Raw genomic sequence first — 25078 nt, 5'->3', positions numbered from 1 at the left:
TCCATATCGCGTTGGCAAAATATTAGGCGCGCGAAATGGTAGATAAACAGCCCGTGCCCAGGCACACGATTTATGACGTGAGTTCACATGCGACGACTGGATATCAATTGCTTCGCCGAGATGAGCGTGTTCGTTAAAGTGGTGGAACGCGGAGGTTATTCAGCGGCCGCAAGAGCTTGCGCGATAACCCCCTCTGCCGTGAGCAAGCTCATGACGCGCCTGGAAAGCCGTCTTGGCGCACGTTTGCTGAACAGGTCCACGCGCAAGCAACTGCTGACGCCAGAAGGAATGGCTTTTTACGAACGCAGCGTTGCCATACTGGCCGATCTTGACGAAGCGGAACGCGAAGCATCTGCCAGTTCTGCACCGCAGGGCGTGGTCAGAATCAGCTCTAATGTGGGTATCGGCCGCCAGCTTTTTCTTCCCATCATCAACTTGTTCATGAATCAACATCCTGGGGTCAGCGTCGAACTTTTCCTCACCGATGAGGTGGTCGATCTCATCGAAGCACGTGCGGATATCGCCATCCGCACCGGAGCGCTCAAGAACTCCAACCTTGTGGCGAAACGACTCGGGCAATCCAGAGGGCTGATCGTAGGATCTCCTGACTACCTGGCGGCCAAGGGCACTCCGCTGGTGCCTCAAGACCTTGCCGATCACAACTGTCTGGGTTTCACCTTTTCGCCTCCCGCCATGGAGTGGGCCTTGCTCGACGAGAGCGGCGAGCAACGTATGTACCCGGTAAAAGGCAATCTGCGCGTCAGCGATGGCGACGCCTTGCGTGAATTGACGGTGCTGGGCGCAGGGCTAGCCAAGCTGGGGTTCTGCCAGGTTGCAGATGACCTGGCTGCCGGAAGATTGGTTTGCGTCCTGCAACCATTCGTGCCTGCAAGCGTCACGGAGATTCATGCGATTTACGTCGGCCAAGGCGGACATCTGCCCGCACGCGTAAGAGCCCTGATGGATTTCCTCGCCGCCCATTTGCATGTTCATTGAACCGCAACGCGGGCAAAGGGCCGTTCCTTCAATGCATAGGCCAGCTCAAGAGCCGCGGGCAAAGCAGCGCCCAGTAGGCACAGCCCTTCCCAGCCGACATACCGAATACCGAAACTTGCAACTGCGGAGCCAATAGCGCCGCCAACAAAGTTGATACTGATAAACACCGCGGTAATCCGTGAGTTGGCTGCGGGGGCCAGTTTGTAGATGACCGATTGATGGGTGATCTGCAAGCCCATTACGCCAACGTTCAAGGCCATTGCGGCAGCGATAATTATCCAGAGCCCTGTCGCCGCAAAGCTCAGCACTGCCCAGGCCAGTATCATCAACGAGGCCAACCCGAATGCCAGCGCGTGCCGGTAGCCATGATCACAGAGCCGGCCAACCACACCGGGAATCAACGCGCCAGTCACTCCCGTGAGCCCGATCAGTCCGATGCTCGAAGTCGAAAAATTGAACGGCGGTTGCGACAACAGTATTGGTAATCCAGTCCACAACATGCTGAAGCTGGCCATTCCCAGCGCACCGTAAAGCGCCCGGCGAGCAAGCGCTGGGTACTCGAGGATGAGTTGCCACAACGAGCGCATCAACTGCTCATAACGCACGGGCTGGCCTCGGCGCTCGGGCTCGGTTGGCAAGGTGATTCTGAGCAGCATGAGCAGGATCAGCGCCGCGCACCCGGCGCTGGCGTACACCAAGCGCCAACCTGCCGCGTTGCCGATACCGCCGGAGACCAGCCACGACAGCGGTATCGCGAGCAAGGCCCCGGTCATCACCACGCCGATCACTTGACCGCGCCGATGCTCGGCTGCGATGGACGCTACGTACGGCACAATCAACATGGCAGCCGATGCCGTGACTCCACTGATCAACACTGCGGCGCAGAACAGCAAGAAATTCGGGCTGGCCGCAGCCACAAACAGCGCTAATGCGTTGATGGTAAACATCCGGCTCAGAAGCGCTCTTCTTTCGAGGACGTCACCGAGCGGGACGACCAGCACAATGCCCAGCGTGTAGCCAAGTTGAGCGCAACTCACCAGCAGGCCGGACGTGGCGAGCGGAATATCAAATGTCCCCGTTACCAACGACAGGATCGGCTGCAGATAATAGAGATTAGCGATCATGGCCCCCGCTGCGAATGCGCAGAGCCACATGAAAGGTCGGGACGGGGACGACGAATTCATACAAATACTCCTCGGTAAATGCCGTTCAAAATTGGGCGAGTCAACCCACTCGCCCGGTTTCTCCCGCACCGCGCCGTCCCCGTTAACTCACTCCTCTCAGGTGTTTGCCTGATTCTGTAGCGGCCATACCATCAGTGCGGGCTTCGCGTTTCAGGCCGTTGGGAAGTCCGCGCCACGGGCGGTAGATTCCCATGCGCTGAACTCGCGGCCCATGGCGGCAAGCTTCGCCTGCGCTGCCTCATAGGCTTCATTGCCCAACAACAGGCGCGCCGGCGGCGCTGCGCAGCTAACGGCGGCGTAAATTGCCGCTGCCGCCCTGGCTGGGTCGCCGGCCTGATTGCCAACAGATTGCTGGTAGGCGTGCATCGCGGCACCGGCGGTTGCCTGGTAATCCTCAGTCACCGTTTGCGCGGCGCCCGAAGCCCCTGCCCATTGGGTTCTGAAGGCGCTGGGCTGAACGGTCATCACACCGATGCCCAGTGGCGAAACTTCGGCGCGCAGACTTTCCGACAGGCCCTCCACGGCGAACTTCGTGGCGCAGTAATGGCCGACCGCTTCGAACCCGACCAGACCGCCTATTGATGTGAGGTTGACGATCATGCCGGCGCGCCGTTTGCGCATGCCTGGCAGTACCGCGCGAATCATATGGGCCGTGCCGAAGTAGTTGACCTCGAACATCCGCCGAACAGCTTCATCGTCGCTGTCTTCTACCGATGAGAAATAGCCAATGCCGGCATTATTGATCAGCACGTCCACGCGCCCGAAGTGATGCTCGGAGGCATCTACGACCTGCATCGCCTGCGCCGGATCGGTCACGTCCAGAGGCAGAACCAAGGCATCACCCAGCGCGGCCAGATCCTCAATCTGCTGTGTCTTGCGCGCCGTGACCACCACACGCTCGCCCTCATTCAGCAGCGCCGTGGCGATGTGGCGACCGAACCCGGTGGAACAGCCTGTAACCAACCAAACCTTAGTCTCGTTCATTGCAGTACTCCTCTTGATAGGGGCGGTTCAGGATTACGCTGAACCGCGTTCGAGACCAACGTACCGAATCAGCCCCGCGGCTGTTATCTGATTAATCCGCGAGATTTGCCTGATCCTGCTCAGCAACACGTAGCCCGGACCACAGATGAACGTTCACTTCGATTTCCGCTGCATTTCTATTTTTTCGAACCTGATCATCGAAACTTGTCGGCTATTGCGCAAAGCTGCGCGGTGACATCATCTGCTCCACAACGGCGCTTCATGGTGAAGCGCTGAAATCAGCGGAATCCACGTCATGTCCCAGGCAGCCACAATTTCCAGCATCACTGCGTCAACATCTTCCAACCTCAACAGCAGCGTTTCCTTGATCGGGCGGATTCTTCTGAGCGCGATCTTCATCCTTTCGGGCCTGTCGAAAATCGCGGCACCGGCCATGATGATTGGTTACATCGGCTCTGTTGGGTTGCCCTTTCCAGCACTGGCGTTGGGCGTGGCGATTGCTGTCGAGATTATCGGCGGCGTAGCGTTGATCGCCGGTTATCGCACACGTACCACCGCAGCGGCGTTGGCGATTTTCAGCGTACTGACCGCGCTGATTTTCCATAACGCTCTGGCGGACCAGAATCAGTTCATCCATTTCTTCAAGAATATCGCCATGGCCGGTGGGCTCTTGCAGATCGCTGCTTTCGGCGCAGGGCGTTTCAGCCTCGACGCACGTCGCCACTGATCAAATCGCCGGCACGTCCAATTGTTCCGACGAGCCTTGACCATCAAAACGGAGAGAATCATGAAAGCTGTCCAAGTAGCGCAGTACGGCCAGGCAGAAGCGCTGGTGCTCAAAGAAGTTCCGGATCTGAAACCCAATGACGATCAGGTGTTAATCGATGTTGCCGGCAGTGGGATCAATCCGATCGATTGGAAAATCCTCTCCGGTGCCATGCAGCAATTCATTCCTCTGCCACTGCCCTACACGCCTGGCGTGGAAGTCTCGGGCACAGTCGCCGCGGTGGGCAGGAACGTCAGAGACTTTGCCGTTGGCGACAAGGTATTCGGGTTTATCGGGATTACCGGCGGGTATGCGACCCAGGCGCTTTCAACGCCAGATCGTCTGGCCCACACGCCGACAACCCTGTCGCTGCAAGAGGCCGGCGGCGTACCGGCGGCAGCACTGACCGCGTGGCAAGCGCTGTATGAACACGCCGCGATCCAGCCAGGCCAGAAAGTCCTCATTCACGGCGGCGCAGGTGGCGTGGGCAGCTTCGCAATCCAGCTCGCCCACCTTGCCGGCGCCTATGTGATCGCGACCAGCTCTGCGAAAAACCACGACTATCTGCGTTCGCTTGGCGCCGACGTGGTGATCGACTACACCACGGCAAAATTCGAAGACAGCGTTGCTGAGGTCGATGCGGTCATTGATCTGGTCGGCGGCGAAACTCAGAACCGTTCATGGAGTGTCATCAAGCGCGGGGGCGTTCTGGTTTCGCCGGTCAGCGCACCCTCTGCACAGAGGGCTAGTGAGCACGGCGTGAGTGGCAAAAACTTCGCCACCCGCTCCGATGGCAGCCAATTGGCCGAGATCGCCGCGCTCTTCACATCGGGCCAGCTCAGCCTTGCGGCTCAAGTGGTACCGCTGACAGCAGTTGTCGACGCGGTAAAACAAAGCTGGGCCGGGCACACTCGCGGAAAAATCGTCCTCGATGTCAGCGCTCAGGCCGAATCCTGAACCAGATCGCATACATCGCCGGCAGAAACACCAGCGTGATGATGGTGCCAACAAACGTGCCGCCGATGAGTGTGTACGCCAGCGTGCCCCAGAACACCGAGTGGGTCAGCGGAATGAACGCGAGAATTGCCGCGAGCGCAGTCAACAACACCGGCCGCGCCCGTTGCACTGTCGCTTCGACCACGGCATGGAACGGCGCCAGCCCTTCCTGCTCGTTGTGATGAATCTGCCCGATCAGGATCAGCGTGTTGCGCATCAGGATTCCTGACAGCGCAATCAACCCGACCAGCGCGTTGATGCCGAACGGCTGGTTGAAGATCAGCAGCGTCGGCACCACACCGATCAGGCCTAACGGCGAGGTGAGGAAGACCATGATCATGGCCGAGATCGAACGCACCTGCACGATGATGATCAGCAGCGTCATGGCGATCATGATCGGCAGCAATGGCAGGATTGCCTTGCCGGCCTTGCCGGATTCTTCGATGGCGCCCGCCTGTTCAATCCGGTAGCCGGAAGACAGGTTTTCGAGGATCGGCTGCAACTGCTGGATGATCGCGCCTGAGACGTCCGGCGGCTGCAAGCCTTCGGCGATGTCGCCACGCACGGTGATAGTCGGCGTGCGATCGCGGCGCCGCAGGATCGGGTCTTCCATGCGCACCTCGACCTGGCCGATCTGCGACAACGGGATGCGCTGCCCCGCCGCGCCGACCAGGGTGAAGCCTTCGATCTGCGAGGGATCCAGGCGAATATTGCCAGCTGCACGGCCAATGACCTGCACGGAACGGATGTCCTCGCGCACCGCCGTGATCGGCACGCCGCTGAGCAGAAATTGCAACTGCTGGGCCACCGCGCTGGACGTCAGCCCCACCGCCTGCAAGCGATCCTGATTCAGGTTGAAATGCAGCGTCGGCGTCAGCGGCCCCCAGTCCGTGTTGACGGTTCTCATCATCGGGCTGTCCTGCATGACGCTGCGCACCTGCTCGGCGATGTCGCGCAATTTCGCTGGATCAGGCCCCATCACCCGGTAGGCCACCGGGAATGGTGAATACGGACCGAAAACAATTTGCGTCGCCCGAACACGCGCCTCCGAAGCAAGACCTTCAGCCACCGCTTCGCGCAAACGCAACTTGAGGGTTTCGCGAGCGTCCTGACTGTCGGTCAGCACAACGATCTTGGCGAACGATGGATCCGGCAACTCCGGGGCCATCGCCAGGAAAAACCGTGGTGCGCCCTGGCCAATATAGGCCGTGACGATTTTGGCCTCTTCCTGCTTTTGCAGCCAGGCTTCGACCTTGGCCGTAGCGGCGCTGGTCTGCTCGATGGACGTGCCGTAGGGCATCTGCACTTCGATCATCACTTCTGGGCGGTCAGAGGTCGGAAAGAACTGCTTCTTCACCAGCCCCATGCCCGGAATCGCAACGACAAACAGCGCAACGACCATGCCCGCCACCAGCCATTTGCGCGTTATCACCCATGCCAGAATCCGCCGGAAACGGTTGTAGCGCGGTGTGTCGTAAATTGCCGCGTGCCCGCCTTCGACTTTCTTGATGTCAGGCAACAGTTTCACGCCCAGGTACGGCGTGAAAGCCACGGCGACGACCCACGACGCAATGAGCGCGATGCCGACAATCCAGAACATGTTGCTGGTGTATTCGCCCGCCGTGGATTGCGCGAAACCGTTCGGCAAAAAGCCTATCGCCGTGACCAGCGTACCGGCCAGCATTGGCGCTGCGGTATGGCTCCAGGCATAGGCCGAGGCCTTGATGCGGTCGTAGCCCTCCTCCATTTTCACCACCATCATTTCAATGGCGATGATCGCGTCATCGACCAGCAGCCCGAGCGCCAGAATCAGCGAACCCAGGGTAATCCGGTCAAAGTTCTTGCCGGTGGCCGCCATCACCACAAACACGATCGCCAGGGTCAACGGCACCGCCGCCGCAACCACGACGCCGACGCGCCAGCCCATGCTGAGAAAGCACACCAGCATGACCACCAGCAGCGCGACAAAGAACTTGACCATGAACTCGCCGACGGCCGAGTCGATATTCACCGCCTGATCGGTGACTTTCGAGAGGGTCATGCCCAGCGGCATTTCGCCGTTGATTTTGACCGTCTCGGCATCCAGCGCCTTGCCCAGATCGAGACCGTTCCAGCCCTCGCGCATGATCACGCCGAGCAATAACGCTTCCTCGCCGTTGTTGCGTACCAGAAAGGTCGCCGGGTCCTCGTAGCCGCGCTCGACCGTCGCGACATCAGACAGCTTGAGAGTTCGGCCCTGAGCGACAACAGGCGTGTCACGGATTTTCTGCAATGTATCGAACGCGCCATCGACGCGCAGAAATACCTCTGGCCCTTTGGTTTCGACCGACCCGGCGGGCGTCAGCACGTTCTGATTGTTCAGCGCGGCGAAAATGTCCTGCGGCGACAAGCCCAGCGTCGCCAAGCGATCATGGGAAAACGAAACGAATATCCGCTCGGCCTGCTCGCCGATGATGTTGACCTTTTTCACCCCCGGCACATGCAACAGGCGCTGGCGTAACGTCTCTGCGTCGCGCACCAGCAAACGCTGCGGCTCGCCCTTTGCTTTCAGGGCGAACAGCGCAAAGGTCACGTCGGAAAACTCATCGTTGACCATCGGCCCGATGACACCCGCCGGCAGCTTGATTGCTTCGTCGTCGAGCTTCTTGCGTGCCTGATAAAACTCTTCCTGCACTTGCGCTGGCGGTGTGCGGTCGAGCAACGAGACCACGGTGAACGCCAGTCCCGGGCGGGTGTAGGTTTCCGTGCGGTCGTACCACTTCAATTCCTGCAAGCGTTTTTCGAGGGGTTCGGCGACCTGGTCCTGCATCTCCTGCGCGGTCGCCCCCGGCCACGCCGTGATGACGGTCAGTTGCTTGACCGTGAACGGCGGATCTTCCGCACGGCCCAATTTGAAGAACGACAAAACACCTGCCACAGCGATCAGAAAAATCAGAAACACCGTGATCGCCCGTTGGCGAACGGCGATGGCGGAAAGGTTGAACCGGCCCTCGCTCATGGACGACTCCCGGCAACCTGCTTGTCTTCGCGGGCAGGCAATCGTACTTCTTCGCCATCGCGCAGCAGATGCGCACCCAGCGCCACAATCGGCTCACCGACGATAAGCTCGCCAGCGATGCGTGCCGAATCGTCACTCAATCCGAGCACCTCGACCGGTCGCCAGGAGACTTTCGCCGGTGTGCCTGCGATCACCCAAACGCCGGGGCCTTTGCCGGGGTTGTAGATCGCGGCCATGGGCACCTTCAGCGCCTGTTTTGGCGCAGAACTTTGCGGGATTTCAATGGTGACCGTCGAGCCGATCGGCGCATCGGCCAGTTTGCCTTCAAGCACATAGCGCGCTTCAAAGGTGCGAGTGGTGCGGTCGGCCGAGTCGGAGAGCAGACGCAGTTTTGCGCTGACGGCAGCCGACGTATCGCCATACAGTTTGGCCTGAGCGGTTGAACCCGGTGCGGGGCGCAGGGTTTCGGGCAGATGAACGATGGCTTCACGCTGACCGGCGCGCGCCAGTCGCACCACCGGTTCGCCGGGGCTGACGACTTGCCCCGGTTCGACAAGGGTTTCCACCACCACGCCATCAGCGTCCGCCACCAGCACCGCGTAACCGGAAGCGTTGCGCGCAACGTCCGCCTGCGCGACAGCGGCATTGAGTTGCGCCCTGGCGGTGTCGGCCGCGGCTTTGAACTGATCGTAGGCCGATGCCGAAATAGCGCCGGCGGCGACGAGTCGGCGATTGCGCGCTTCGTCACCGGCTGTCTGTGTGGCTCGGGCGCGAGCGGCGGTAACTGCCTCTTGCTGGGCTCGCGCCTGCAGGCCGAGGTCGATCGGGTCGAGGCGCATCAGCGGCTGGCCACGCTTGACCGTCTGGCCGGTATCAACCAGACGCTCAAGCACCTTGCCCGAGACGCGAAAGCCCAGATCGCCCTGCACTCGCGCGGCCACGACACCGGTGAACGATCGGGCCCCGTCCTCTGCAAGTTGCACCGCAGCTGACCTCACCAAGGGCGCCAGGGTGCGCGGGTCTTTTGCGCTGGAAGAATCACCACACGCCGTCAGGGCCAAGGGCAACAAACATACCGCGAGGGGGAAAGGTCGGAGCCGGCGCATGGAATTCCTTCACTGAAATAGGATGATCATCATATTCTCAGTCTTGTGACCGATATCGTCAACAGTCACAAATTCGCCGGCCCGATTTTCAACGCTGAATCAGAAGCGATAGCTGACAGAAGTGCCGAGGCCGCTGGCGCTGTTCTTGTATTTGGCGCTGTACGAACCCTTGCCTGCCGAGGTGTCGTTGATCTCAACGCTCTCTTCCCACAGATAGGAATAGGCGACGTCGATAGTGACGTTCTCTGCTGGGGTCCAACCGGCGCCGACACTGAACACCTGGCGATCGCCCGTAGGAATACGCGGTCCGCGGTTGGTGTTGTTCGCGGGCGATTGATCAACCGAGAACCCGGCACGCAGCACCCACTGGCTGTTCAACTGATACGCCGCGCCGATGGCGTGGGCCCAAGTGTCATGCCAGTTCTGTTCTTCGCTGATCGTGCCCAACTGGCCGCTGAGCAATGGCGGCAATCCGCTGTTCTCGATGGTCAGCTCTTTGAAGCGACTCCAACGCGTCCAGGTGCTGCCGGCATACAGCGTCCAGTCGTTGTTCAGTTGATGGGTGACCGAGAAGTCCACCGACTCCGGGGTGTCGACGTCCAGCGACGCGTCATAGCTGCGACCGCTGACGCCGAGCACATTGAAGATGCCATCGCTGAGTTTGCTTTTCGCGTCGAGGTGGTAACTGACTTTCGAGTGATAAGTCAGCCCCAGACGGGTCTGCTCGGTGGCCTGGACCATGATCCCGGCGTTGAAGCCCAGTGCGGTATCGTCGCCCGTGCTTTTGACTTTGCCGTCGTTGCGCCCGGGACTCAGCGGGTTGGCGACCATCCCCGACAGCTCGCCGCTGATGCGGTTGATGGTCGGGCCGAAGCCGATCGACACTTTGTCGTTGAAGGCATAGCTGATGGTCGGCTGGAACGTCAGCGTGGTGACTTCGCTTTTGTTGGCGTAATAGCGCCCGGCGAAACCGCTGCCGTAGTCGGTGATCAGGCCAAACGGCACGTAAAACCCGACACCGAACGCCCAATGCTCGTCGATCGGCTTGACGTAATAGCCCATCGGCACCGTGGTGGTCGGCACCATGTCGCCGTCTTCCTCGCCGCCAAACGTGCTGCGGGTCTGGCTGATATCGGACTTCGCAAACAGCGTCGCCTGCCCGACGCTGGCCTGCTCGCGCTTGAGCCGTGCCATGCCCGCCGGGTTGCCGAAAACGGTGCTGGCGTCTTCCGCCGAAGAAGAGCGACCGGCGAAACCCGACCCCATGCCGCTGACGCTTTGCTCATTGAGCGCAAAACCGCCCGCCAGAACATTCGATGACGCAAGAACGACAGCCAGCCCCACCGGGCGCTTGAGCATTGTTTTTTTCATTGTGTGGACTCTATGGGTGTCTCGGAAATGGAATACCTGAATGGCGGCGGCCATGTTATCCGAGTGACCATATCAGTCAACAGTCACGTTTTGGGCAAACGAAAATTTGTTGTTCATAGAGAGAGATGAATTGAAGGGAGTGATCCGAGTATTCGGATCAGCAGAAGGTCAAGGCATCAAGCTGCGCAAGATGAGGTTCGAAGTCAGCGTGGGCGCCACTTCGATGAAATCCAGATTGTGCTGCAGCATGAGTGGATTGACGAAGGGCCGCAGCGCCAGGTGGATCGATTCGACGGTCTCGTCCAGCGGCGTCCTGCGCTCGAACTCACCGGCCTCGCGCCCTTCACGGACAATGTCGGTGATAAAGCGCTTGATCTGCGCATCGTAACGCTGCGCACTCGGCCAGTTTTCGCCAGCGGCAAAGGCTGCGATGTCGTAAAGCTTGCGGTCGTTGAAGAACAGGTTCACACCCGTGGCGATCACGGTTTTCACCAAACGGCGGAAACGCTCGGTGGGCGTCAGGTCTGCTTCGTTGATCGCCTGCTCGACTGCCGCAACGATTTGCGCCAGACAGTTCGAGCAAATGGCCTCGCCAATCGCCTGCTTGGAATCGAAGAATTTATAGATGTACGCCTTGGAGAAACCGATGGCCTTGGCCAGATCGGACACCGTGGTCTTGGCGTAGCCGTACTGGCTGAAATGCTCGTTGGCAGCCGCGACAATCTGATCACGAATGTCGTGATCGACTGGCCCACGCGGGCCGGGGAAGGATGGGGAAACTGAAGTCTGATTCATGTCGGCAGCTTACTCACCCGACCGCCGACTGACAATGCGTGTTGGTTTATGAATGTTGCCAGCTCGCCCACCACTGTGGGAGCGAGCCTGCTCGCGAATACGCCCGCCCAAACAACACCAATCCCCCAAACTGCCGCACTACCCGGCCTTACTGATCGCAGAAAATTTGATACGAGAAAAGCCATGCAGCAACATCCCAACAATGATCAACGCCCCCGCCCGCAACCACGTCTCCCACCCCTGCTGACTGAGCAACACCAGACACGACACGATCGCCAGCACGGGAACGAAGGTCGGCACGCGAAAGTGATCCTCCTCGACCCTGTCGCGACGAAGCATCAGCACCGCCACATTGGTACTCAGAAAAACGAACAGCAACAGCAACACCACCGTCTCTGCCAGCGTGGCCAAAGTACCCGTGAGTGTCAGCGCAATGGCCACCACCGTAGTTGCAACAATTGCGGCCCATGGAGTTTTTCGTTCAGGCAGCACCGCGCCCAGAACGCCCGGCAACAGCCCCAGGTTAGCCATGCCATAAGTCAATCGGCTGGCCATGATCATGGTTAACAACGCACCATTGGCCACAGCGATCAGCGCAATAAAGGAGAACAGCGCCGGCGGGATTGCGAGGGTCGATGCGCGGACAACTTCAAGCAAAGGCGCTGAAGTGGCCACCAGTTTCTCAGTAGGCAAAACCGAAGAAGCCGCCACACCCACCGCCATGTAAACCACGCCAGCCGTGAGCAAAGCGGCGAACAAGGCGCGCGGGTAGACCTTGCGCACGTCCTTGATTTCCTCGGCCAGATTGGCCGAAGTTTCGAAACCGACGAAGGAATAGAACGCTAGCAATGCCGCTCCCAACACCGCCAGCATGGGACTGACGCCAGGCTTGAACGTGAGCGTCCGCCCCAGATCCGCCTCTCCCGTGCCGAAATACCAGACAGCAGCGACGATCACCAATAGCAACCCGGACAGCTCAATCACAGTCATCACCAGGTTCGCCCCAAGCGACTCCTTGATCCCCCGCGCGTTGAGCAGGCCGATAGCCAAAAGAAACACCAGCGCGGCAATCTGCGGAGATACGTCGACGAAGGCGTTCAAATAATCACCGGCAAACGCCAGCGACAAACCCGCAGCGCTGGTGACCGCAGCCGCCAGCATGCAAAAACCGACCAGGAAGGAAATGAGCGGTGACTTGAACGCCTTTTCCGCGAACACCGAAGCCGCGCCGGCGTGGGGATATTTTGTCACCAGCTCCGCGTAGGAACCCGCCGTCAACATGGCGAAGAACAGCGCAATCAGCAGCGGCACCCAAATCGCGCCGCCCACCTCCCCCGCAATTGTTCCGGCGAGTGCATAAACACCCGCCCCCAGAACATCGCCGAGAATAAACAGAAACAGCATCGGGAAAGTGATAGCCCGGCGCAGAGAAGTTTTATCAGTGGGAGCCGTCACGGTCATTCCTTGGTTCAGGTGTGGAGGAGCTGTAGGGTTGTCACCTCAAACAATGGAAATGGAGCGCAAAGCAAAGTTCAAAATCTGTGACGGCCCGATTGGCACGGCGCTATAAACATTGCCCACTCGACACTTGTGGGAGCGAGCCTGCTCGCGAAGCCCCCAGCCCGATCAACACCAAACCTCAGCCAAAACCATTTCCCTAAACACCTCGTTTAAAACCGATATCCAGACCATGCCAGCAAGCTACAACGCCTTGCGCCATTGCCTACGACTACGCCAGAATCCGCCGGCTTGTGCGCCTCGGGCCGGGGTTCTACCGTTGGCCGGTCACTGAAAAACAGTGATCGGGTTTGGTAGCCCGGGTATACGAGGTGCGCAATGACACCGTTTGGCGAAGTCTTCGCCTGGCTTCTATGGTGGCTATGCGCAGGGCGCTTTCGAGCGCGCCGGTTTTGCCTCGTGTCCCGGTCTACCAACCTGTGCATGGCCGCCACCCTTCGTTTGGTAGCGAACGGGTGATGGCTCCTTTTAAGCGGCATGAGGAGAAACATCATGTTCAAGGTCACACCAAATCCCCCGAACACCGACACCTCCCCCTACGAATCCCTCGACTCAAAAAAACTCCACGAAGCCGCCGACCGCGCCCTCGACCACTACCTCAAACCCACCGACACCATAAAAACCACGCCCTACCAAACCAGCAGCATGTTCCTCGCCAACCCGAAAATCGCGACTGAAGAATTGCTGGTCAACGCCAGCGAATCGCTGGGCTCGGCCTCGGTGATGTTGAGTGATGTGATTGGGATGGTTGAAGGATCGGCTCGCAAGACACTGCAAGGTATCGCGCAGGTAGTGATGCTCGGCGAGCTGGCGGTTAATCAGGCGTTGGATAACGTCGTTCCGGTGGATTAATCGATACCGCCCTGTGACGGCTATGGACCACGTCCCCGGACGCCAACCGCTTTAGCCAGCAGGGCAACCGTCGCCCGGACATGCGCTCGACACCTCAACCGCCCTGCGCAGCCGCCAAGCGTCCTTCGCCGGCGGCATACCGAACAGGCGGGCGTAGTCTCGACTGAACTGCGAGGGACTTTCGTAACCGACTGCATATCCCGCCTCTGCGGCATCTACTGCTTCGGTGACCATCAGTCGGCGTGCTTCCTGTAGCCGCAACTGGTTACGAAATTCCAGCGGGCTCATTGAGGTGATCGCCTTGAAATGCGCATGAAACGAGGAACGGCTCATCCCGGCGATACCGACGAGGTCATCTATCCGGCACGCTTCGTTGTAATGGCTGCGCAGCCAGGCAATGGCCTTGGCGATCTGGTTCAAGCGGCTGCCTGCCTGCGCCATCTGCCTGATGATGCTGTTGCCGTTCTCGGTGAGAAGGCGATAAAGCATTTCGCGAATCACCAGCGGGGCGAGCGCTTCGATATCCCGTGGTCTGTCGAGCAGCCCGACCAGCCTAACCGCGGCATCCAGCAGTTCTGGAGTCGTATCGTTGAGCGTAATGCCTGCCGGCGGTGCACTGACGCTCTCTTCTCTTAGCGGATGGCGCAGCACAAGTTCGGTCAACACAGTGGTATCGAGATCCAGCGCCAGGCACAGATAGGGAACTGCCTCACTCGCCTCGGTGACCGAGCCCATCACCGGAAGGTCTACCGATGCAATCAGGTACTTGGCCGGATCGTAAACATAAGCGGTAGTACCCAGCATCGCCTGTTTTCGTCCCTGAGCCACAAGGCAAAGCGTTGGCTCGTAAACCACCGGCATAGGCATCGTGGGCGTAGCCGAGCGAATCAGGCTGACACCCGGAATCGCGGTGCTGTGAATGCCGTCATTCCGGGCGTGACGACCAACGATATCGACAAGCTTGGAAAGGGAATTCAAACGCAACTCCATAACGAGGGCATGCGGCGGTTAAACAACTGGTATCGGATAATCAAGCAAGAAATCAGGACGATCCTGCAACAGCCCTCCTCCGCTCGTAAGTCACACTTCAGATGAAGCCCAGAGGTACTGCCGTCCACTCCATGTCCCGCGTCGATGGCTCTTTGCCGATGCCCCATATAGAGCAACGGCGCGGGAAAACGCAACTAGCGGCTTACAGATAACAACAACCGCCCATCCAACTCGACGGGGCTCATCCGACAGATTAAGGAGCACAGGAAATGACGCTTGTTCAACGCCTCTCTACAGCGCTAGCACTAGTCCTCACTACACTCATTGCAGGGCCGGCGCCCGCCGTGGCCAGCGAACCGACTACGGAACGCAACCGCCAATTCATTGCGCAAGCGTTCAACCAGTGGGCTCAAGGCGGCCGGACGTTCTTCACAGATGTCCTGGCTCCCGATGTGATTTGGACAATTAAGGGCACGAGCCCCTCGGCGGGTACTTATCGGGGCCGAGATGACTTCCTGAAACGCGCAGTCCAACCCTTCGCAAAACGGCTCGCCTCGCCAGTTCGCCCGACGGTGGCGGATATCTGGGCTGAAGGCGATGACGTCGTCGTGCACTGGGACGGCACCGCCACCGCAGCCGACGGCGCGCCTTATCGCAACAGCTACGTATGGATCATGCGCATGCGAAACTTGCAGGCAGTCGAGGTCGTAGCCTTTCTCGACCTGGTGCCTTACGACGACGTTATCAGGCGAATTCCGCTTGAAGCAGGCGATGGTGAATAAATAAGCCCGCCAAGAGCGACTGAAGTATCTGCCCGCAAGAAGCTACAAGATATACGCAGGGGCCAGCTACCGAATGTCGGGTTTCGGCCAAAAGCAGACGTTCGTCTCGGTTAGCTCGAAGCTGCCTTTGGAATAGATTTAGCGAATGTTTGGTGTAATTTCCTGGAAATTGCTTCGGTGGAGATAGACGCTTTCTAACCGCGCCGTAGACCCATTGCTGCTTACAATCTCGATTGGACGACATTACACGGCAGAGTGAAGGACCGCTAGCAAGCAGGCTGAAACACATACACCCTTTGTTTTTTCGACTAGCCTTACATAAGCACCGTGAAATCATCCCCACCTAAAATTTCAGAGCAAATGCAACAACACATTGTTTGTTTTACCTAGACACCCACTCGCAGCTAGGTTCGCAAATTTAATTAGGATGGCCCACATGGCAGCAGAGGAATTCGCTCAGACTCAGTTGGTACTAGCCCAACTCCAGCTATGGGTAACGGCTATAGCTATTTTTGCCGGACAGATCACTGGAGTCTTCTTCACAATCTGGTTCCAATCAAGAAAAGACAAGCTTGAGGCAAAACGAAAACTATTTCTCACTCTTGTTGGCGAGAGGAAAGGTTTGATTATATCGCAGCAAGTTGCTCAGGCGCTCAACATGATAGATGTGGTGTATGCGGACAGCGCAAGCATCAAAATCCTCTGGCACAAGTACTATGCGTTATTGTCTCACCCCCCTAGCCAGGAACGCGACCATACTTGGATTGAGCTAATCGGTACAATGGCAAAAGAGTTAAAATATTCAAATATTAGTCAGACTGACATAGACAAATTTTACATCCCTCAAGGCCACGCGGACGATATCGAATTCCAAAGAAAAATATCACAACAATGGTCTCGAGTGTTGGAAAATCAGAGCATTTTCTCGTCGCCAAAAGAGAGGAAAATAACACCCCTTCTGATGGGCAACTTTAAAAATTAAATAAATGGTTTCGAATATCAGTCTCGTTGAGATTGAGTCAATATCATTCCGTAGTAAAGTTTGCGCAATAAAGGAGTATGGAGATGGGCGGTGTAGGCATAGAGTTACGCATGGGAATTTTACGTGATGCAGCCAAGCAACAAATACTTGGCCCTCTCTTATCCCATGGCTGGGTAGCTGCCATAAAAACCGAGTCAGAAGATGGTGAGTATTTAGTCATAGATGCTGAGAAAAAGAGCATTAAGCACTCAATAGCTCTCATGTATACGTCAGCTACAGACAATCGGCACTACAAGAATTTAGAAAAAACGGTCAGCCACATCTTCACTAATGGACAGCTGTATAATGTTGAAGCCTATGCAAGAGGCATAACTGTTCCAATCGCTTCGATTGGTGATTTTTTTCCGTTGCTTGTAGAGTGGAATAGTGAAATTGCACCGGCCAAGCCAATTAAACGAATAAAAACCACCAGCACTATTCTAAGAATTGTTTCAGAAAATCCGTTGGCAGGAATTTGGTCTCGACTCAGCCAATTCTCAAGCGCAGAACTCGCAAAAAAGCTAGTTCTGAAACGTGCCAATGCTGATGGAATTTTGCTTACAGACGTGCAAGTCCACTCAAAAGCTTCTGGAATTGCGTTTTCTTTGAGTAATGCTTCAGATTACTACAAGGGAGCGCCCAACGAAAGCTTAAATAAACGTGTTCTAAGTCTATATTATGGCACTCTGAGTCTTGCTTTTGCGGAGATGCTTGCGTCCCCCAATGGACCAGCCAACCTTGATGAACTAGAGGGCATGACTAAACAAGGCCACGGTCTCTTTGCTCTACCATCAGTGACTGGCAACTTCGGAGACTTGAAAGTAGGGGTTATCGCCACCGGATTCTATCCAAACTGGGTTAGCTTTCTGGGATATGACACGAGCTTCTATCCTCGAGCCAAAGCGAAATCAGTAAGCGATTTAGAAAATTTAACTAAGTATCCGTCACAATCTTTTGCAAACATGTCGGCTCTATTATCAGCGATACCAGAATTGGGTGACCTTTTTACGCGGGTCTACGAAGATGAGCCTGCATGGTTGATACCATATATTGATATGGCATCATACCGCGCGCTGAAAGGCTCGGCACCCTCAAGTAGCTACATATTGCTCAAGGATCGATCAAATAAAATTTCAGAGTCTAGAATCGTTTCGCAGGATTGGCCATTTTCTGAGTTAACAAAGATGGACACAACAGATGATGGTGAGGTTTTCCGAGTTCGAATTGATCATTCAGGATTGGAAACTTGGCACGAGGCACTGCTATTACACAAGAGTCCTTACTTGAGTAGTTCGACATTGATCATGCCTGTATTAGGCGGAGTGGCTGACTATAGAGTTACATCTCTTGCGATTCTATATTCTTTATCAATTCTAGTGAGATATATGCCAGGTGCTTGGCGTCGTGTAGAGGGAGGAGACTGGGATCAACATTTAAGTGTCATGCGCGCCGTACTTGATGTCTTGGAGAGGATTCTACCGCAGCAATTCCTAGAAAGTATTTCAGGAGAACGTGTTCATACGAGTATGCCAGGTTCGCTTATTTGAAGACTCTTCATAGCGCATTGCACCAGAGGAGCGTGATCATGGGAGCTAATTTTGCTAGCTTTGAGCCTTATCTGTGAGTCTGCCCTCGGCCGAAGCGGCTCCACACGAGCGACTGCTAATGGCCAGCAGCGGTCGCTTGTTAGAGGTCGCTAACGGCCAATAGCGGCCCCCCGGGAAAATGGCTGACGCGTCGCCACTAGGAATGGCAACCGCCCCGGAGCATACCTGCCACAGTCTGTTATACGTACAAGCAAAGCGTATCTCGTTTGCGCCTGCCCGCCTTATCTTATAAAGACAAACTCCTATAATCAGAGAGGGCTAATTTTTTCTCTTTCCGTTTTGAACCCCTAAGCGGGACATACTTGAATAGTGAGCGACCAGCAGATCTTTATGTGATCGGCGGTAGTCATAGATCACTATTCGCTTTTCCTGTTGAGCAGCTTTCGTCAAAACATCTGCCAGCAGACCTGTTATGGTGCCCGGCAGACCTGTAAGCACCTTATCTGCCAGATTTTTGGTTATAGGCATCAGCGCAAGGGTTAGACTCTTAAGATCAACGGTGTTAGAGAAGCGCTGCCAAACGGATTTAGCTTTTAACGAGACGTTATTCAATACAGCCACGTCCGACTCTCGATTATTCTCAAGACTGCTATGCGCATTAGAATATACAGAAAAAATTTGGCTTCCCAGAAGCTCTTCAAATATTCCCACTTCGCTAGCCTTCACGCTTAGTTGTGGAATAGGTGTTAGCACTTCTATGGGGGTGACGCCGGGCAACAGATTCCCAACAGCTGAAAGTATATGAGGCGAAATTATTCCATAGTAGTCTTCGAGTTTAGGGATAGGCAGAACAACCAGCATCGCCGAATTAGTTTTCAGCGCGTAAATAAGGTCAGTCAGAAAAAGGCTCAACGAGATATATTTACTCTGCTCTTTTCCTAGGATCCCGCCAATAGCGTGCTTTTGTAGCATTTCTTGGATGGTATGGAGAATATTGTAATACTCAGTGCCGTCATGAGCAGTAATGCGCTCCTTACCAACCAAGCCCGGCAGATCTGAACTCACACCATCTATGCTTCTGATGGAGTGCACGCCAGCCTGAATCAGAGCATGGTATACGACCTTGTCATGATACTGGCCAACCTCTATACCGAAGCTATCCCTTATCCCACTTTCCAAACCAGCCAAACCAGCTAGGTGGACCATACTGACGTTCGCCGTTCGCTTTAACACAGACGTCCTCCCACAACTGAAGCAACAGAAATTAGGTGCCGCAGACAGAATACTCGATCCTTACGCTCAGCTCTCCCGAAAGTCATTTTAGCTAATCGCGCGAGTGGCGAGAGGCTGTTGCAGCCGACGCGTCTGACCCAGGCTGCCGAAACTCATTGATCTACCCAAATATTCAGCGGATGACGTCTTTACGTGGGGTTTCACAGGCCGCATATAGTCAGGCAAAATCAACGTCCTGGCTCAAGTCGTATCAGCGCCAACAGGTCGATACCTTCGAGGACGAAAAGGGGACGGATTTATTTTTTCGGACAATTAATCCTTCCCCATTTTCTGAGCCTTAAGCTGCCAAGCCCCCCCGTTTATAGCTGAAAATGGTCGGTGGGGGCATTACGCGTGCAGAGGTTGTCAGGGAACAGATAGTCCTCTTTTCCATTGCTCAGAAAATAAATCAGCCCCCTTTTTTCCTCTGGGGCCTATGAAGGTAAAAGCTTCAGGAGGATTTGCAGTTGCCGCTCGCTGGTTGCATAGACGTCTAAGTCTGAGCTTTTCACACGGAGCCTATTCAATGAGAGAACCCTTTGCTTATCCAGAGTACCGAATTCTATTCGTTCACTGCCATCAGATGATAGGTATAAACGCATGTTTATTTTTGGGGAGAGAGCTATTTGCCCTTTGAATGATCTGATGTCATCGCGATGCGCCCGAGGCTCAGAAAACCCTAATGTTGGCGAACTACTGGTGGCTAAATCTATGTTACTAACGTTATAGTCAAGTGAGATTCTGAATTTTGATCGGGATAGTTTGTCGGCAAACCTGATCGACTCAACATAAAGGTGGATTTTTGTAACAATATCAACTTGTTGAGGTGAGAGTTTGTGTTTTTCATCTTGGCCACGTTGAAGATACATGTCTTTTGTTATTTCATTTATTTTTTTTCGTGCCTGCATGGTTCTGAAGTGTTGGGTTGCAAAAAAAGTATAAGGTTGTTGTAATGTTTTTCTTCATCCTCTTCTAAAGCTTTCGATAGCTTGCTCTTGCTGCCGGTTTCGGAAACTTTCTTTAGAGTGTGATTGAACAAGCTTTCAAGGTCTGCGTAGAGATCTTCTAAGAGGTTTGTTTCTATTACGACCAGCTTTTCGTGGTTTTCAGGCTTGTTTTTCCGGTATTGGTTTATCAATAGTAGTGGGTTGAGTGTGCGCATAGTCCTCGCTACGAAAGGCTCGTGCTCTAGCGGGGCTAGCAAATATTCCAGCATGTCCCAAACGATGTCATCAATGACAACCTTATAAAATCGGTTTTTCTGGGAGATATTAGAAAGGTTAGTAGTTTTAAAAATATTTCCCCTGATTTTATTTAGTGACCATATAGATATGTTTTCAGTGGCTTCCACTGTTGTCCAACTGTCAAGGTAGAACCGACTCACATAGTGCTGCCTGATTTTTTCTTCAAGATGCATCAGAGAATTATCCGTGTCCAGCGCCAGGTAGTGGCATAGTGGCAGTGCTTTATAGCCTACACTAGGTTCTGTTGAAAACCTCGGCGTCACCGTCTGCTTATGGCCGAAAGCAGCCATCGAACTGTGCCCTACTTTTGACCGAAGCAGAGCTATAGCTATCGCTATTCGAGATCCAGAGTCAACTCTAGGCTCCTGATCCACTCCTCAGATGCGGAATATCTTGCGTAATAAGCGGTTCTTTCTGCTGGACTTAGCGATGAAAAAAACGGAAAGAAATAGTTGTCGTTGTAAAAACCTTGTGCCCCCTGCATGTCACCTCCCCACCAAGACGCCTCGTATCCATCGAAGACCAACCACGGAGGAGGAGCCGCAATTTTTGTTTCGCTTAACAGGGACAATAGCTCAGAACTGTTGGTGACCAGCCGAATCGTAGCGCTATTGAATTCTTTATATGAAATAGAAAATATAAGCTGCTCACCACTCAGTCGATGTTGAAAGCGGGTAACGACCAATCCATTGAACACTCTTTCATTGATAGGTGTGAACCGTTCTTTAATGAGGCTTTCAAGATCAGCTACCTCAGCTTTGCCGATGACAAAACTTGAGTAATAGGCTTGTATTCCTGCAGGAGTCAACGCTGAGTAAACAGGGTAATTTCGATGTCCTGCTACAGCCTCAGTGACCGTGATTCCAAATATAGATTTTAACTCTACCACCGAATAACCAACGATTTGCTCCTCGGGGGTAGTCTTGAACACGTTTTTCATACGACCTAACCAGCTCATATACTTTTTCACTCTTGTAGGTAGTCAGCGAGCCAGGTCGCGCCCAGGTACCCTGCAGTGCCAAATATTATTCCACCGATTGCACCACTTACAAATGCACCAGGCCCGGTTTCTATACCAACCGCAGCACCTGCAACGAACCCTATCCTTGCACCGGCCATCGCGCCTCCCCAGCCGCCTGCTTGTTTCACCACTTCGACAGAAATAGGTTTAACGCTTTTCTGCTTAATTGATTCTTCTGTGGCTAATTTTAGGTCATACGCAGTAAATCCAATGGCGAAAACCCTTACGACTCTTGCACCCTTCATGAGCGTATTGGTCACTTGATAAGACCTTGGTGTGAAAATCGCATTAGCTGGTACTTTTTCTGCTTTCACCAGTACTTCTTTGTCGATATCTCTCACCCAGCTAGCAATCTGGTCGATTCTCGCCGAGTTCTTCGGAGCTACTTGTTTATAGTCTTCTAACGACTTAAGGATTTCCTCCGTCGTAACTAACTTTGCTCCAGCCGCCTTCGCTTTCTCAATGTCGATATAGACAACTTTCCCGTCGAACCTTGGAGAGCCGCCGGGAAACTCGGAGCTTGTTGAAAGATAGCTTGATGGATATTTCCTGCTGCTAAATACGTGCTCTGCTACGGTGGCATTTGAGTTTGGAGCGACGGGGCGCATACCATATTTTTCGGGCCAGACTTCGTGTTTCATCTGGAATTCCGGTAAATTTTTTGCAACAAGATGAGGATTGTCCGGAGACGAGTAAATTTTTCTAACTAAAAATCCATCCTTTCCGATTTCATCGACTGCGACGAAAAGATGAATATTCGCCGGCATCGCATAGCCAGGTACGTTACTTACCGAGCCGGCTTCCTTGTTTGTGGGTACTTTGCAAGAAAATTCCGTCATGCTTCAACCCACTTCTCAAGGGCCGCAACTCCTGTAGTAATTTCCAGAGTTTCTTGTTTGCTCGTAGCAATTCTCGGAGTACGTCCTGACTCATCTGAAAACCCGGTATAGACCATTCCTGACTCATCTTTGATGTGGTAGGGAACGTTAGCTAATGGCTGACCATCAGTACCAACGATACGAAACTGCTCATCGAAGACCAGTGCCCAAAGCGGCATTGCGGAAGGAGGTGTGAAATCCGCTGGAGTATGCGAGTTACCAATTATTACGGTACTGGAGCCAGTTATGACGTTATTCCCATGGGCGCCAGTGCTACCAACGGTTGCTGCAGGTAATCCATTGATGAGCACGGTCGAAGCTACATCTCCGACGATAGGGCTGCCACATGCGCTCTTATCAGTTTGCCGAGCGGCAGCTAACCCATCGAAAAAAACGTCTGGAGACCCAGAGGCAATTGGATTAACGCCATGACCAGGCAGAGGGCAAGAAGTAGGATCGGTAACGCGAGCGGCAGGCTTGCCTGACATTTTTAACATCCTTGTAAAATTAGAATCAGAGGAATTCTGGCATAAAAGAAGGGTCGCCAACCATATGTACGCCAGATTGGGGCATTGGGGGTTTGATGCTGAGTTCGATTGAGGGCTGATTGGCCTTACGAAACGATGCTAAAGACACCTGAGCTCTCCGCAACCTGCCCTTCCCCCCGCAAAAAATCCACAAACGCCCTCAGCGGCGAAGGCATGTGACGGCGTCCGTGGTAGTAAAGAAACGGACCGTCGAAGGCCTGCCACCAGTCTTCGAGTATCGGCACCAGTCGACCATCGGAGAGCGGCTCGCGTAGAAAATCCTCGAAGGTATAGACGATGCCCAGCCCGTTGATGGCCGAACGAATTGTCAAATCGTGGGACGACGTCAGCAGTTGCCCCTGAGGCGGGATACGCACGATACGGCCGTCTCGATGGAACTCGAATACGCCCACTTTTCCACTCTCAAATCGATGACCAAGCAGGTCATGGCCCGGGAGCTCTTCGGGGTGAGTGGGTGTCCCACGTTCAGCAAGATAGCGCGGGGCGGCGGCTGCAACGAAGCGCTGGCGACGGGGGCCGATGGGCACGGCGATCATGTCTTTGGCCAGGCTCTCTTCATAGCGCACGCCGGCGTCATACCCGCCAGCGTTGACGTCGACGAAGGTGTTGTCCATCACGACTTCGACGCTGACCCCTGGATAAAGACGCAGAAAACGCGCCAGCAGGTCGGGCAACAGAAAGCGTGCCACCGGCACCGGCACATTTAGCTTGAGCGTGCCGACCGGGCGCTGAGCGTCGTCGTCCAGATCGTTGAAAGCGGCGTCGATTTCTTGCAAGGCCGGGCGCAGGCGCTCGAGCAATCGCTCGCCGGCCGCCGTCGGCGTGACGCTGCGGGTGGTTCGATTGAGCAGGCGCACGCCCAGGTCGCCCTCCAGCCGACGAATGCAGTCGCTCAGCGACGAGGCGGACAGCCCCCGCTTTTGCGCGGCGGCACGAAATCCCCCCGCCTCGACCACCGCAGCAAATATCGACACATCGGTAAGGTTTGGTTTACGCATGAATGCTTCCTCCGCAGGCGCCTGACTGTACGCCATACCGTACGGGCCATCCACCAATGCCCGGCTTATCCTCGCGCATTCGTACACCGATACTGCTCACTCGCCCCGCCAACCGGGACCTGTAACGCGAATGAGACTTCCCCGATGAGCCATGTACCCGCTACGCCGAGCAATACCGCGACTCAACGTATCTTCAAGGCCGCCCGAACGCTGTTCGCCATTTCCGCGCTGACCGGCACACTGGCTGCGGAGGCGACTCCCCGAACAGAGCCGAAGCCGGACTGGTCCACCAACGACATGCCCAGCCAGAAAGGCCGCATCGTGCTGGTGACCGGGGGGACCAGCGGCATGGGCTATGAAGACGCGCTGGCCCTGACGCGAGCCGGTGCCGAGGTGATCATCGCCGCACGCAACGCCGAGCGCGGCCGCGAAGCGATCGCAAACATCAAGCAAGCCGTGCCAGAGGCGCGCGTGCAATTCGAAACGCTGGACCTTGCCAATCTGCAATCCGTGCGCGACCTCGCCAACCGTCTGCAAGGGCGCCTGCCAAGGCTCGACGTGCTGATCAACAACGCCGCGATCATGTCGCCGCCGGTTCGAGGCGTTTCGGCCGACGGCTACGAGATGCAACTGGCCACCAATTACCTGGGGCATTTCGCCTTGACCGGCCTGCTGATGCCTCTGCTACGCAAAAGCGACGATGGTCGGGTGGTCAGCCTGTCGAGCATCGCCGCCGGGCGCGCAATCCTGAACTTCGATGACCTGCAGGCTGAGCGCGCTTACGACCCTTTCGCCAGCTACAGCCAATCGAAACTGGCGATACTAAAGTGGAGTATTGAGCTGCAGCAGCGCAGCGATGCCGCCGGTTGGGGGATACGCAGCATCGCCGCGCACCCCGGTGTTGCCGTGACCGAGCTGATCGCCCGTGGGCCTGGCCTGGACAGCGAATTCGGCAAACAATGGGCTGTGGAGCGGGACCTGTATCATTCCGCAGCGCAGGGCGCGCTGCCCACGCTGTATGCGGCAACGGCGCTGGAGGCTGTTGGCGGCGCCTACTATGGGCCCACCGGAAACAACGAGAAGCGCGGACCGCTGGGCTTCGCCAAGATGCCTGCGGCCGCTGCCGATCGCTCGAACTCCGACGCGCTGTGGCAACTTTCTGAGCGACTGACCGGCGTCACTTACCGCTGACCGCGCCAGCACGGGTAAAC

The 25078-nt window shown here is 55.7% G+C and carries 22 protein-coding genes; 8 read left to right on the top strand and 14 right to left on the bottom strand.

Features of this window, described 5'->3' with window-relative positions; all coding sequences use genetic code 11:
* The first annotated feature begins 87 nt into the window (after window positions 1-87).
* Window positions 88-996 (top strand): LysR family transcriptional regulator, encoded by a 909-nt coding sequence (locus tag GXB78_RS22515; RefSeq protein ID WP_122708084.1) that lies wholly within the window; start codon window positions 88-90, stop codon window positions 994-996.
* On the opposite strand, the gene GXB78_RS22510 is transcribed toward GXB78_RS22515, so the two are convergent.
* Together GXB78_RS22510 and GXB78_RS22505 are read right to left on the bottom strand one after the other, a co-directional pair.
* Window positions 990-2180, bottom strand: a complete 1191-nt coding sequence (locus GXB78_RS22510) for an MFS transporter (RefSeq protein ID WP_329517058.1) — start codon at window positions 2178-2180, stop codon at window positions 990-992. The two genes, GXB78_RS22515 and GXB78_RS22510, sit on opposite strands and share 7 nt — an antisense overlap.
* A gap of 150 nt (window positions 2181-2330) precedes the next feature.
* On the bottom strand, window positions 2331-3164 hold the full coding sequence (locus GXB78_RS22505) for an oxidoreductase (RefSeq protein WP_329517057.1): 834 nt from the start codon (window positions 3162-3164) through the stop codon (window positions 2331-2333).
* A 295-nt stretch (window positions 3165-3459) separates the two neighbouring features.
* Here GXB78_RS22505 and GXB78_RS22500 point away from each other — a divergent pair, with 295 nt between their 5' ends.
* Window positions 3460-3891: a DoxX family protein gene (locus tag GXB78_RS22500; RefSeq protein WP_329517056.1), complete on the top strand. Its 432-nt coding sequence runs from the start codon at window positions 3460-3462 to the stop codon at window positions 3889-3891.
* Between the two features lie 60 nt (window positions 3892-3951).
* Window positions 3952-4887: an NADP-dependent oxidoreductase gene (locus GXB78_RS22495; protein WP_329517089.1), complete on the top strand. Its 936-nt coding sequence runs from the start codon at window positions 3952-3954 to the stop codon at window positions 4885-4887.
* On the opposite strand, the gene GXB78_RS22490 is transcribed toward GXB78_RS22495, so the two are convergent.
* The 5 genes from GXB78_RS22490 to GXB78_RS22470 form a co-directional block, all read right to left on the bottom strand.
* On the bottom strand, window positions 4865-7924 hold the full coding sequence (locus GXB78_RS22490; protein ID WP_329517055.1) for an efflux RND transporter permease subunit: 3060 nt from the start codon (window positions 7922-7924) through the stop codon (window positions 4865-4867). The genes GXB78_RS22495 and GXB78_RS22490 overlap by 23 nt on opposite strands.
* Window positions 7921-9030: an efflux RND transporter periplasmic adaptor subunit gene (locus tag GXB78_RS22485; RefSeq protein WP_329517054.1), complete on the bottom strand. Its 1110-nt coding sequence runs from the start codon at window positions 9028-9030 to the stop codon at window positions 7921-7923. The genes GXB78_RS22490 and GXB78_RS22485 overlap by 4 nt, the downstream gene beginning before the upstream one ends.
* A gap of 99 nt (window positions 9031-9129) precedes the next feature.
* Window positions 9130-10401, bottom strand: a complete 1272-nt coding sequence (locus GXB78_RS22480) for an OmpP1/FadL family transporter (RefSeq protein WP_329517053.1) — start codon at window positions 10399-10401, stop codon at window positions 9130-9132.
* Between the two features lie 168 nt (window positions 10402-10569).
* The gene (locus GXB78_RS22475; RefSeq protein ID WP_329517052.1) at window positions 10570-11196 is read right to left on the bottom strand and encodes a TetR/AcrR family transcriptional regulator; all 627 of its coding nucleotides are present in this window, start codon (window positions 11194-11196) and stop codon (window positions 10570-10572) included.
* 138 nt (window positions 11197-11334) lie between these two features.
* Window positions 11335-12657 (bottom strand): APC family permease, encoded by a 1323-nt coding sequence (locus GXB78_RS22470; RefSeq protein WP_329517051.1) that lies wholly within the window; start codon window positions 12655-12657, stop codon window positions 11335-11337.
* 549 nt (window positions 12658-13206) lie between these two features.
* Between GXB78_RS22470 and GXB78_RS22465 the strand changes: the two genes are divergently transcribed.
* On the top strand, window positions 13207-13566 hold the full coding sequence (locus GXB78_RS22465) for a DUF6124 family protein (protein WP_329517050.1): 360 nt from the start codon (window positions 13207-13209) through the stop codon (window positions 13564-13566).
* A gap of 51 nt (window positions 13567-13617) precedes the next feature.
* Here the strand turns inward: GXB78_RS22465 and GXB78_RS22460 are convergent, their stop codons facing one another.
* Window positions 13618-14544, bottom strand: a complete 927-nt coding sequence (locus GXB78_RS22460) for an AraC family transcriptional regulator (protein WP_329517049.1) — start codon at window positions 14542-14544, stop codon at window positions 13618-13620.
* Between the two features lie 281 nt (window positions 14545-14825).
* Between GXB78_RS22460 and GXB78_RS22455 the strand changes: the two genes are divergently transcribed.
* From GXB78_RS22455 to GXB78_RS22445, 3 genes are all read left to right on the top strand, one after another.
* Window positions 14826-15338, top strand: coding sequence for a nuclear transport factor 2 family protein (locus GXB78_RS22455; RefSeq protein ID WP_329517048.1), 513 nt, complete (start codon window positions 14826-14828; stop codon window positions 15336-15338).
* 436 nt (window positions 15339-15774) lie between these two features.
* Window positions 15775-16320 (top strand): DUF6680 family protein, encoded by a 546-nt coding sequence (locus tag GXB78_RS22450; protein WP_329517047.1) that lies wholly within the window; start codon window positions 15775-15777, stop codon window positions 16318-16320.
* Between the two features lie 83 nt (window positions 16321-16403).
* Window positions 16404-17906: a YaaC family protein gene (locus GXB78_RS22445; RefSeq protein ID WP_329517046.1), complete on the top strand. Its 1503-nt coding sequence runs from the start codon at window positions 16404-16406 to the stop codon at window positions 17904-17906.
* A 318-nt stretch (window positions 17907-18224) separates the two neighbouring features.
* Here GXB78_RS22445 and GXB78_RS22440 read toward each other — a convergent pair whose 3' ends face one another.
* The 6 genes from GXB78_RS22440 to GXB78_RS22415 all read right to left on the bottom strand — a co-directional run bounded on the left by GXB78_RS22440 (window position 18225) and on the right by GXB78_RS22415 (window position 23867).
* A complete protein-coding gene (locus GXB78_RS22440; protein WP_329517045.1) occupies window positions 18225-19112 on the bottom strand; it encodes a hypothetical protein in 888 nt (295 codons plus the stop codon).
* Window positions 19113-20064: 952 nt separating this feature from the next.
* Entirely contained in the window at window positions 20065-20712 is a 648-nt protein-coding gene (locus tag GXB78_RS22435; RefSeq protein WP_329517044.1) for a DUF4238 domain-containing protein, read from the bottom strand.
* A gap of 44 nt (window positions 20713-20756) precedes the next feature.
* Window positions 20757-21362: a hypothetical protein gene (locus tag GXB78_RS22430; protein ID WP_329517043.1), complete on the bottom strand. Its 606-nt coding sequence runs from the start codon at window positions 21360-21362 to the stop codon at window positions 20757-20759.
* A 26-nt stretch (window positions 21363-21388) separates the two neighbouring features.
* Window positions 21389-22282 (bottom strand): glycine zipper family protein, encoded by an 894-nt coding sequence (locus tag GXB78_RS22425; RefSeq protein ID WP_329517042.1) that lies wholly within the window; start codon window positions 22280-22282, stop codon window positions 21389-21391.
* Window positions 22279-22809, bottom strand: coding sequence for a PAAR domain-containing protein (locus tag GXB78_RS22420; RefSeq protein ID WP_329517041.1), 531 nt, complete (start codon window positions 22807-22809; stop codon window positions 22279-22281). Before GXB78_RS22420 ends, GXB78_RS22425 begins: the two co-directional genes overlap by 4 nt.
* Window positions 22810-22934: 125 nt before the next feature.
* Window positions 22935-23867: a LysR family transcriptional regulator gene (locus tag GXB78_RS22415; RefSeq protein WP_329517040.1), complete on the bottom strand. Its 933-nt coding sequence runs from the start codon at window positions 23865-23867 to the stop codon at window positions 22935-22937.
* 144 nt (window positions 23868-24011) lie between these two features.
* Here GXB78_RS22415 and GXB78_RS22410 point away from each other — a divergent pair, with 144 nt between their 5' ends.
* The gene (locus tag GXB78_RS22410) at window positions 24012-25058 is read left to right on the top strand and encodes an oxidoreductase (RefSeq protein WP_329517039.1); all 1047 of its coding nucleotides are present in this window, start codon (window positions 24012-24014) and stop codon (window positions 25056-25058) included.
* The last annotated feature ends 20 nt before the right edge of the window (window positions 25059-25078 follow it).

The sequence above is a fragment of the Pseudomonas moraviensis subsp. stanleyae genome (assembly GCF_036283065.1).
Lineage (GTDB): Bacteria > Pseudomonadota > Gammaproteobacteria > Pseudomonadales > Pseudomonadaceae > Aquipseudomonas > Aquipseudomonas stanleyae.
The sequence above is the reverse complement of the archived record's forward strand: the minus strand, read 5'-3'. Positions and strand labels throughout refer to the sequence as shown.

Excerpts from the sequence above, each read along its gene's own strand:
- GXB78_RS22445 (WP_329517046.1), top strand. The coding sequence starts at position 16,404 with ATGGGCGGTGTAGGCATAGAGTTACGCATGGGAATTTTACGTGATGCA.
- GXB78_RS22420 (WP_329517041.1), bottom strand. The coding sequence starts at position 22,809 with ATGTCAGGCAAGCCTGCCGCTCGCGTTACCGATCCTACTTCTTGCCCT.
- GXB78_RS22470 (WP_329517051.1), bottom strand. The coding sequence starts at position 12,657 with ATGACCGTGACGGCTCCCACTGATAAAACTTCTCTGCGCCGGGCTATC.
- GXB78_RS22475 (WP_329517052.1), bottom strand. The coding sequence starts at position 11,196 with ATGAATCAGACTTCAGTTTCCCCATCCTTCCCCGGCCCGCGTGGGCCA.
- GXB78_RS22415 (WP_329517040.1), bottom strand. The coding sequence starts at position 23,867 with ATGCGTAAACCAAACCTTACCGATGTGTCGATATTTGCTGCGGTGGTC.
- GXB78_RS22455 (WP_329517048.1), top strand. The coding sequence starts at position 14,826 with ATGACGCTTGTTCAACGCCTCTCTACAGCGCTAGCACTAGTCCTCACT.
- GXB78_RS22500 (WP_329517056.1), top strand. The coding sequence starts at position 3,460 with ATGTCCCAGGCAGCCACAATTTCCAGCATCACTGCGTCAACATCTTCC.
- GXB78_RS22485 (WP_329517054.1), bottom strand. The coding sequence starts at position 9,030 with ATGCGCCGGCTCCGACCTTTCCCCCTCGCGGTATGTTTGTTGCCCTTG.
- GXB78_RS22450 (WP_329517047.1), top strand. The coding sequence starts at position 15,775 with ATGGCAGCAGAGGAATTCGCTCAGACTCAGTTGGTACTAGCCCAACTC.
- GXB78_RS22440 (WP_329517045.1), bottom strand. The coding sequence starts at position 19,112 with ATGGTCCACCTAGCTGGTTTGGCTGGTTTGGAAAGTGGGATAAGGGAT.
- GXB78_RS22465 (WP_329517050.1), top strand. The coding sequence starts at position 13,207 with ATGTTCAAGGTCACACCAAATCCCCCGAACACCGACACCTCCCCCTAC.
- GXB78_RS22490 (WP_329517055.1), bottom strand. The coding sequence starts at position 7,924 with ATGAGCGAGGGCCGGTTCAACCTTTCCGCCATCGCCGTTCGCCAACGG.
- GXB78_RS22410 (WP_329517039.1), top strand. The coding sequence starts at position 24,012 with ATGAGCCATGTACCCGCTACGCCGAGCAATACCGCGACTCAACGTATC.
- GXB78_RS22435 (WP_329517044.1), bottom strand. The coding sequence starts at position 20,712 with ATGGCTGCTTTCGGCCATAAGCAGACGGTGACGCCGAGGTTTTCAACA.
- GXB78_RS22425 (WP_329517042.1), bottom strand. The coding sequence starts at position 22,282 with ATGACGGAATTTTCTTGCAAAGTACCCACAAACAAGGAAGCCGGCTCG.
- GXB78_RS22515 (WP_122708084.1), top strand. The coding sequence starts at position 88 with ATGCGACGACTGGATATCAATTGCTTCGCCGAGATGAGCGTGTTCGTT.
- GXB78_RS22510 (WP_329517058.1), bottom strand. The coding sequence starts at position 2,180 with ATGAATTCGTCGTCCCCGTCCCGACCTTTCATGTGGCTCTGCGCATTC.
- GXB78_RS22430 (WP_329517043.1), bottom strand. The coding sequence starts at position 21,362 with ATGAAAAACGTGTTCAAGACTACCCCCGAGGAGCAAATCGTTGGTTAT.
- GXB78_RS22505 (WP_329517057.1), bottom strand. The coding sequence starts at position 3,164 with ATGAACGAGACTAAGGTTTGGTTGGTTACAGGCTGTTCCACCGGGTTC.
- GXB78_RS22480 (WP_329517053.1), bottom strand. The coding sequence starts at position 10,401 with ATGAAAAAAACAATGCTCAAGCGCCCGGTGGGGCTGGCTGTCGTTCTT.
- GXB78_RS22495 (WP_329517089.1), top strand. The coding sequence starts at position 3,952 with ATGAAAGCTGTCCAAGTAGCGCAGTACGGCCAGGCAGAAGCGCTGGTG.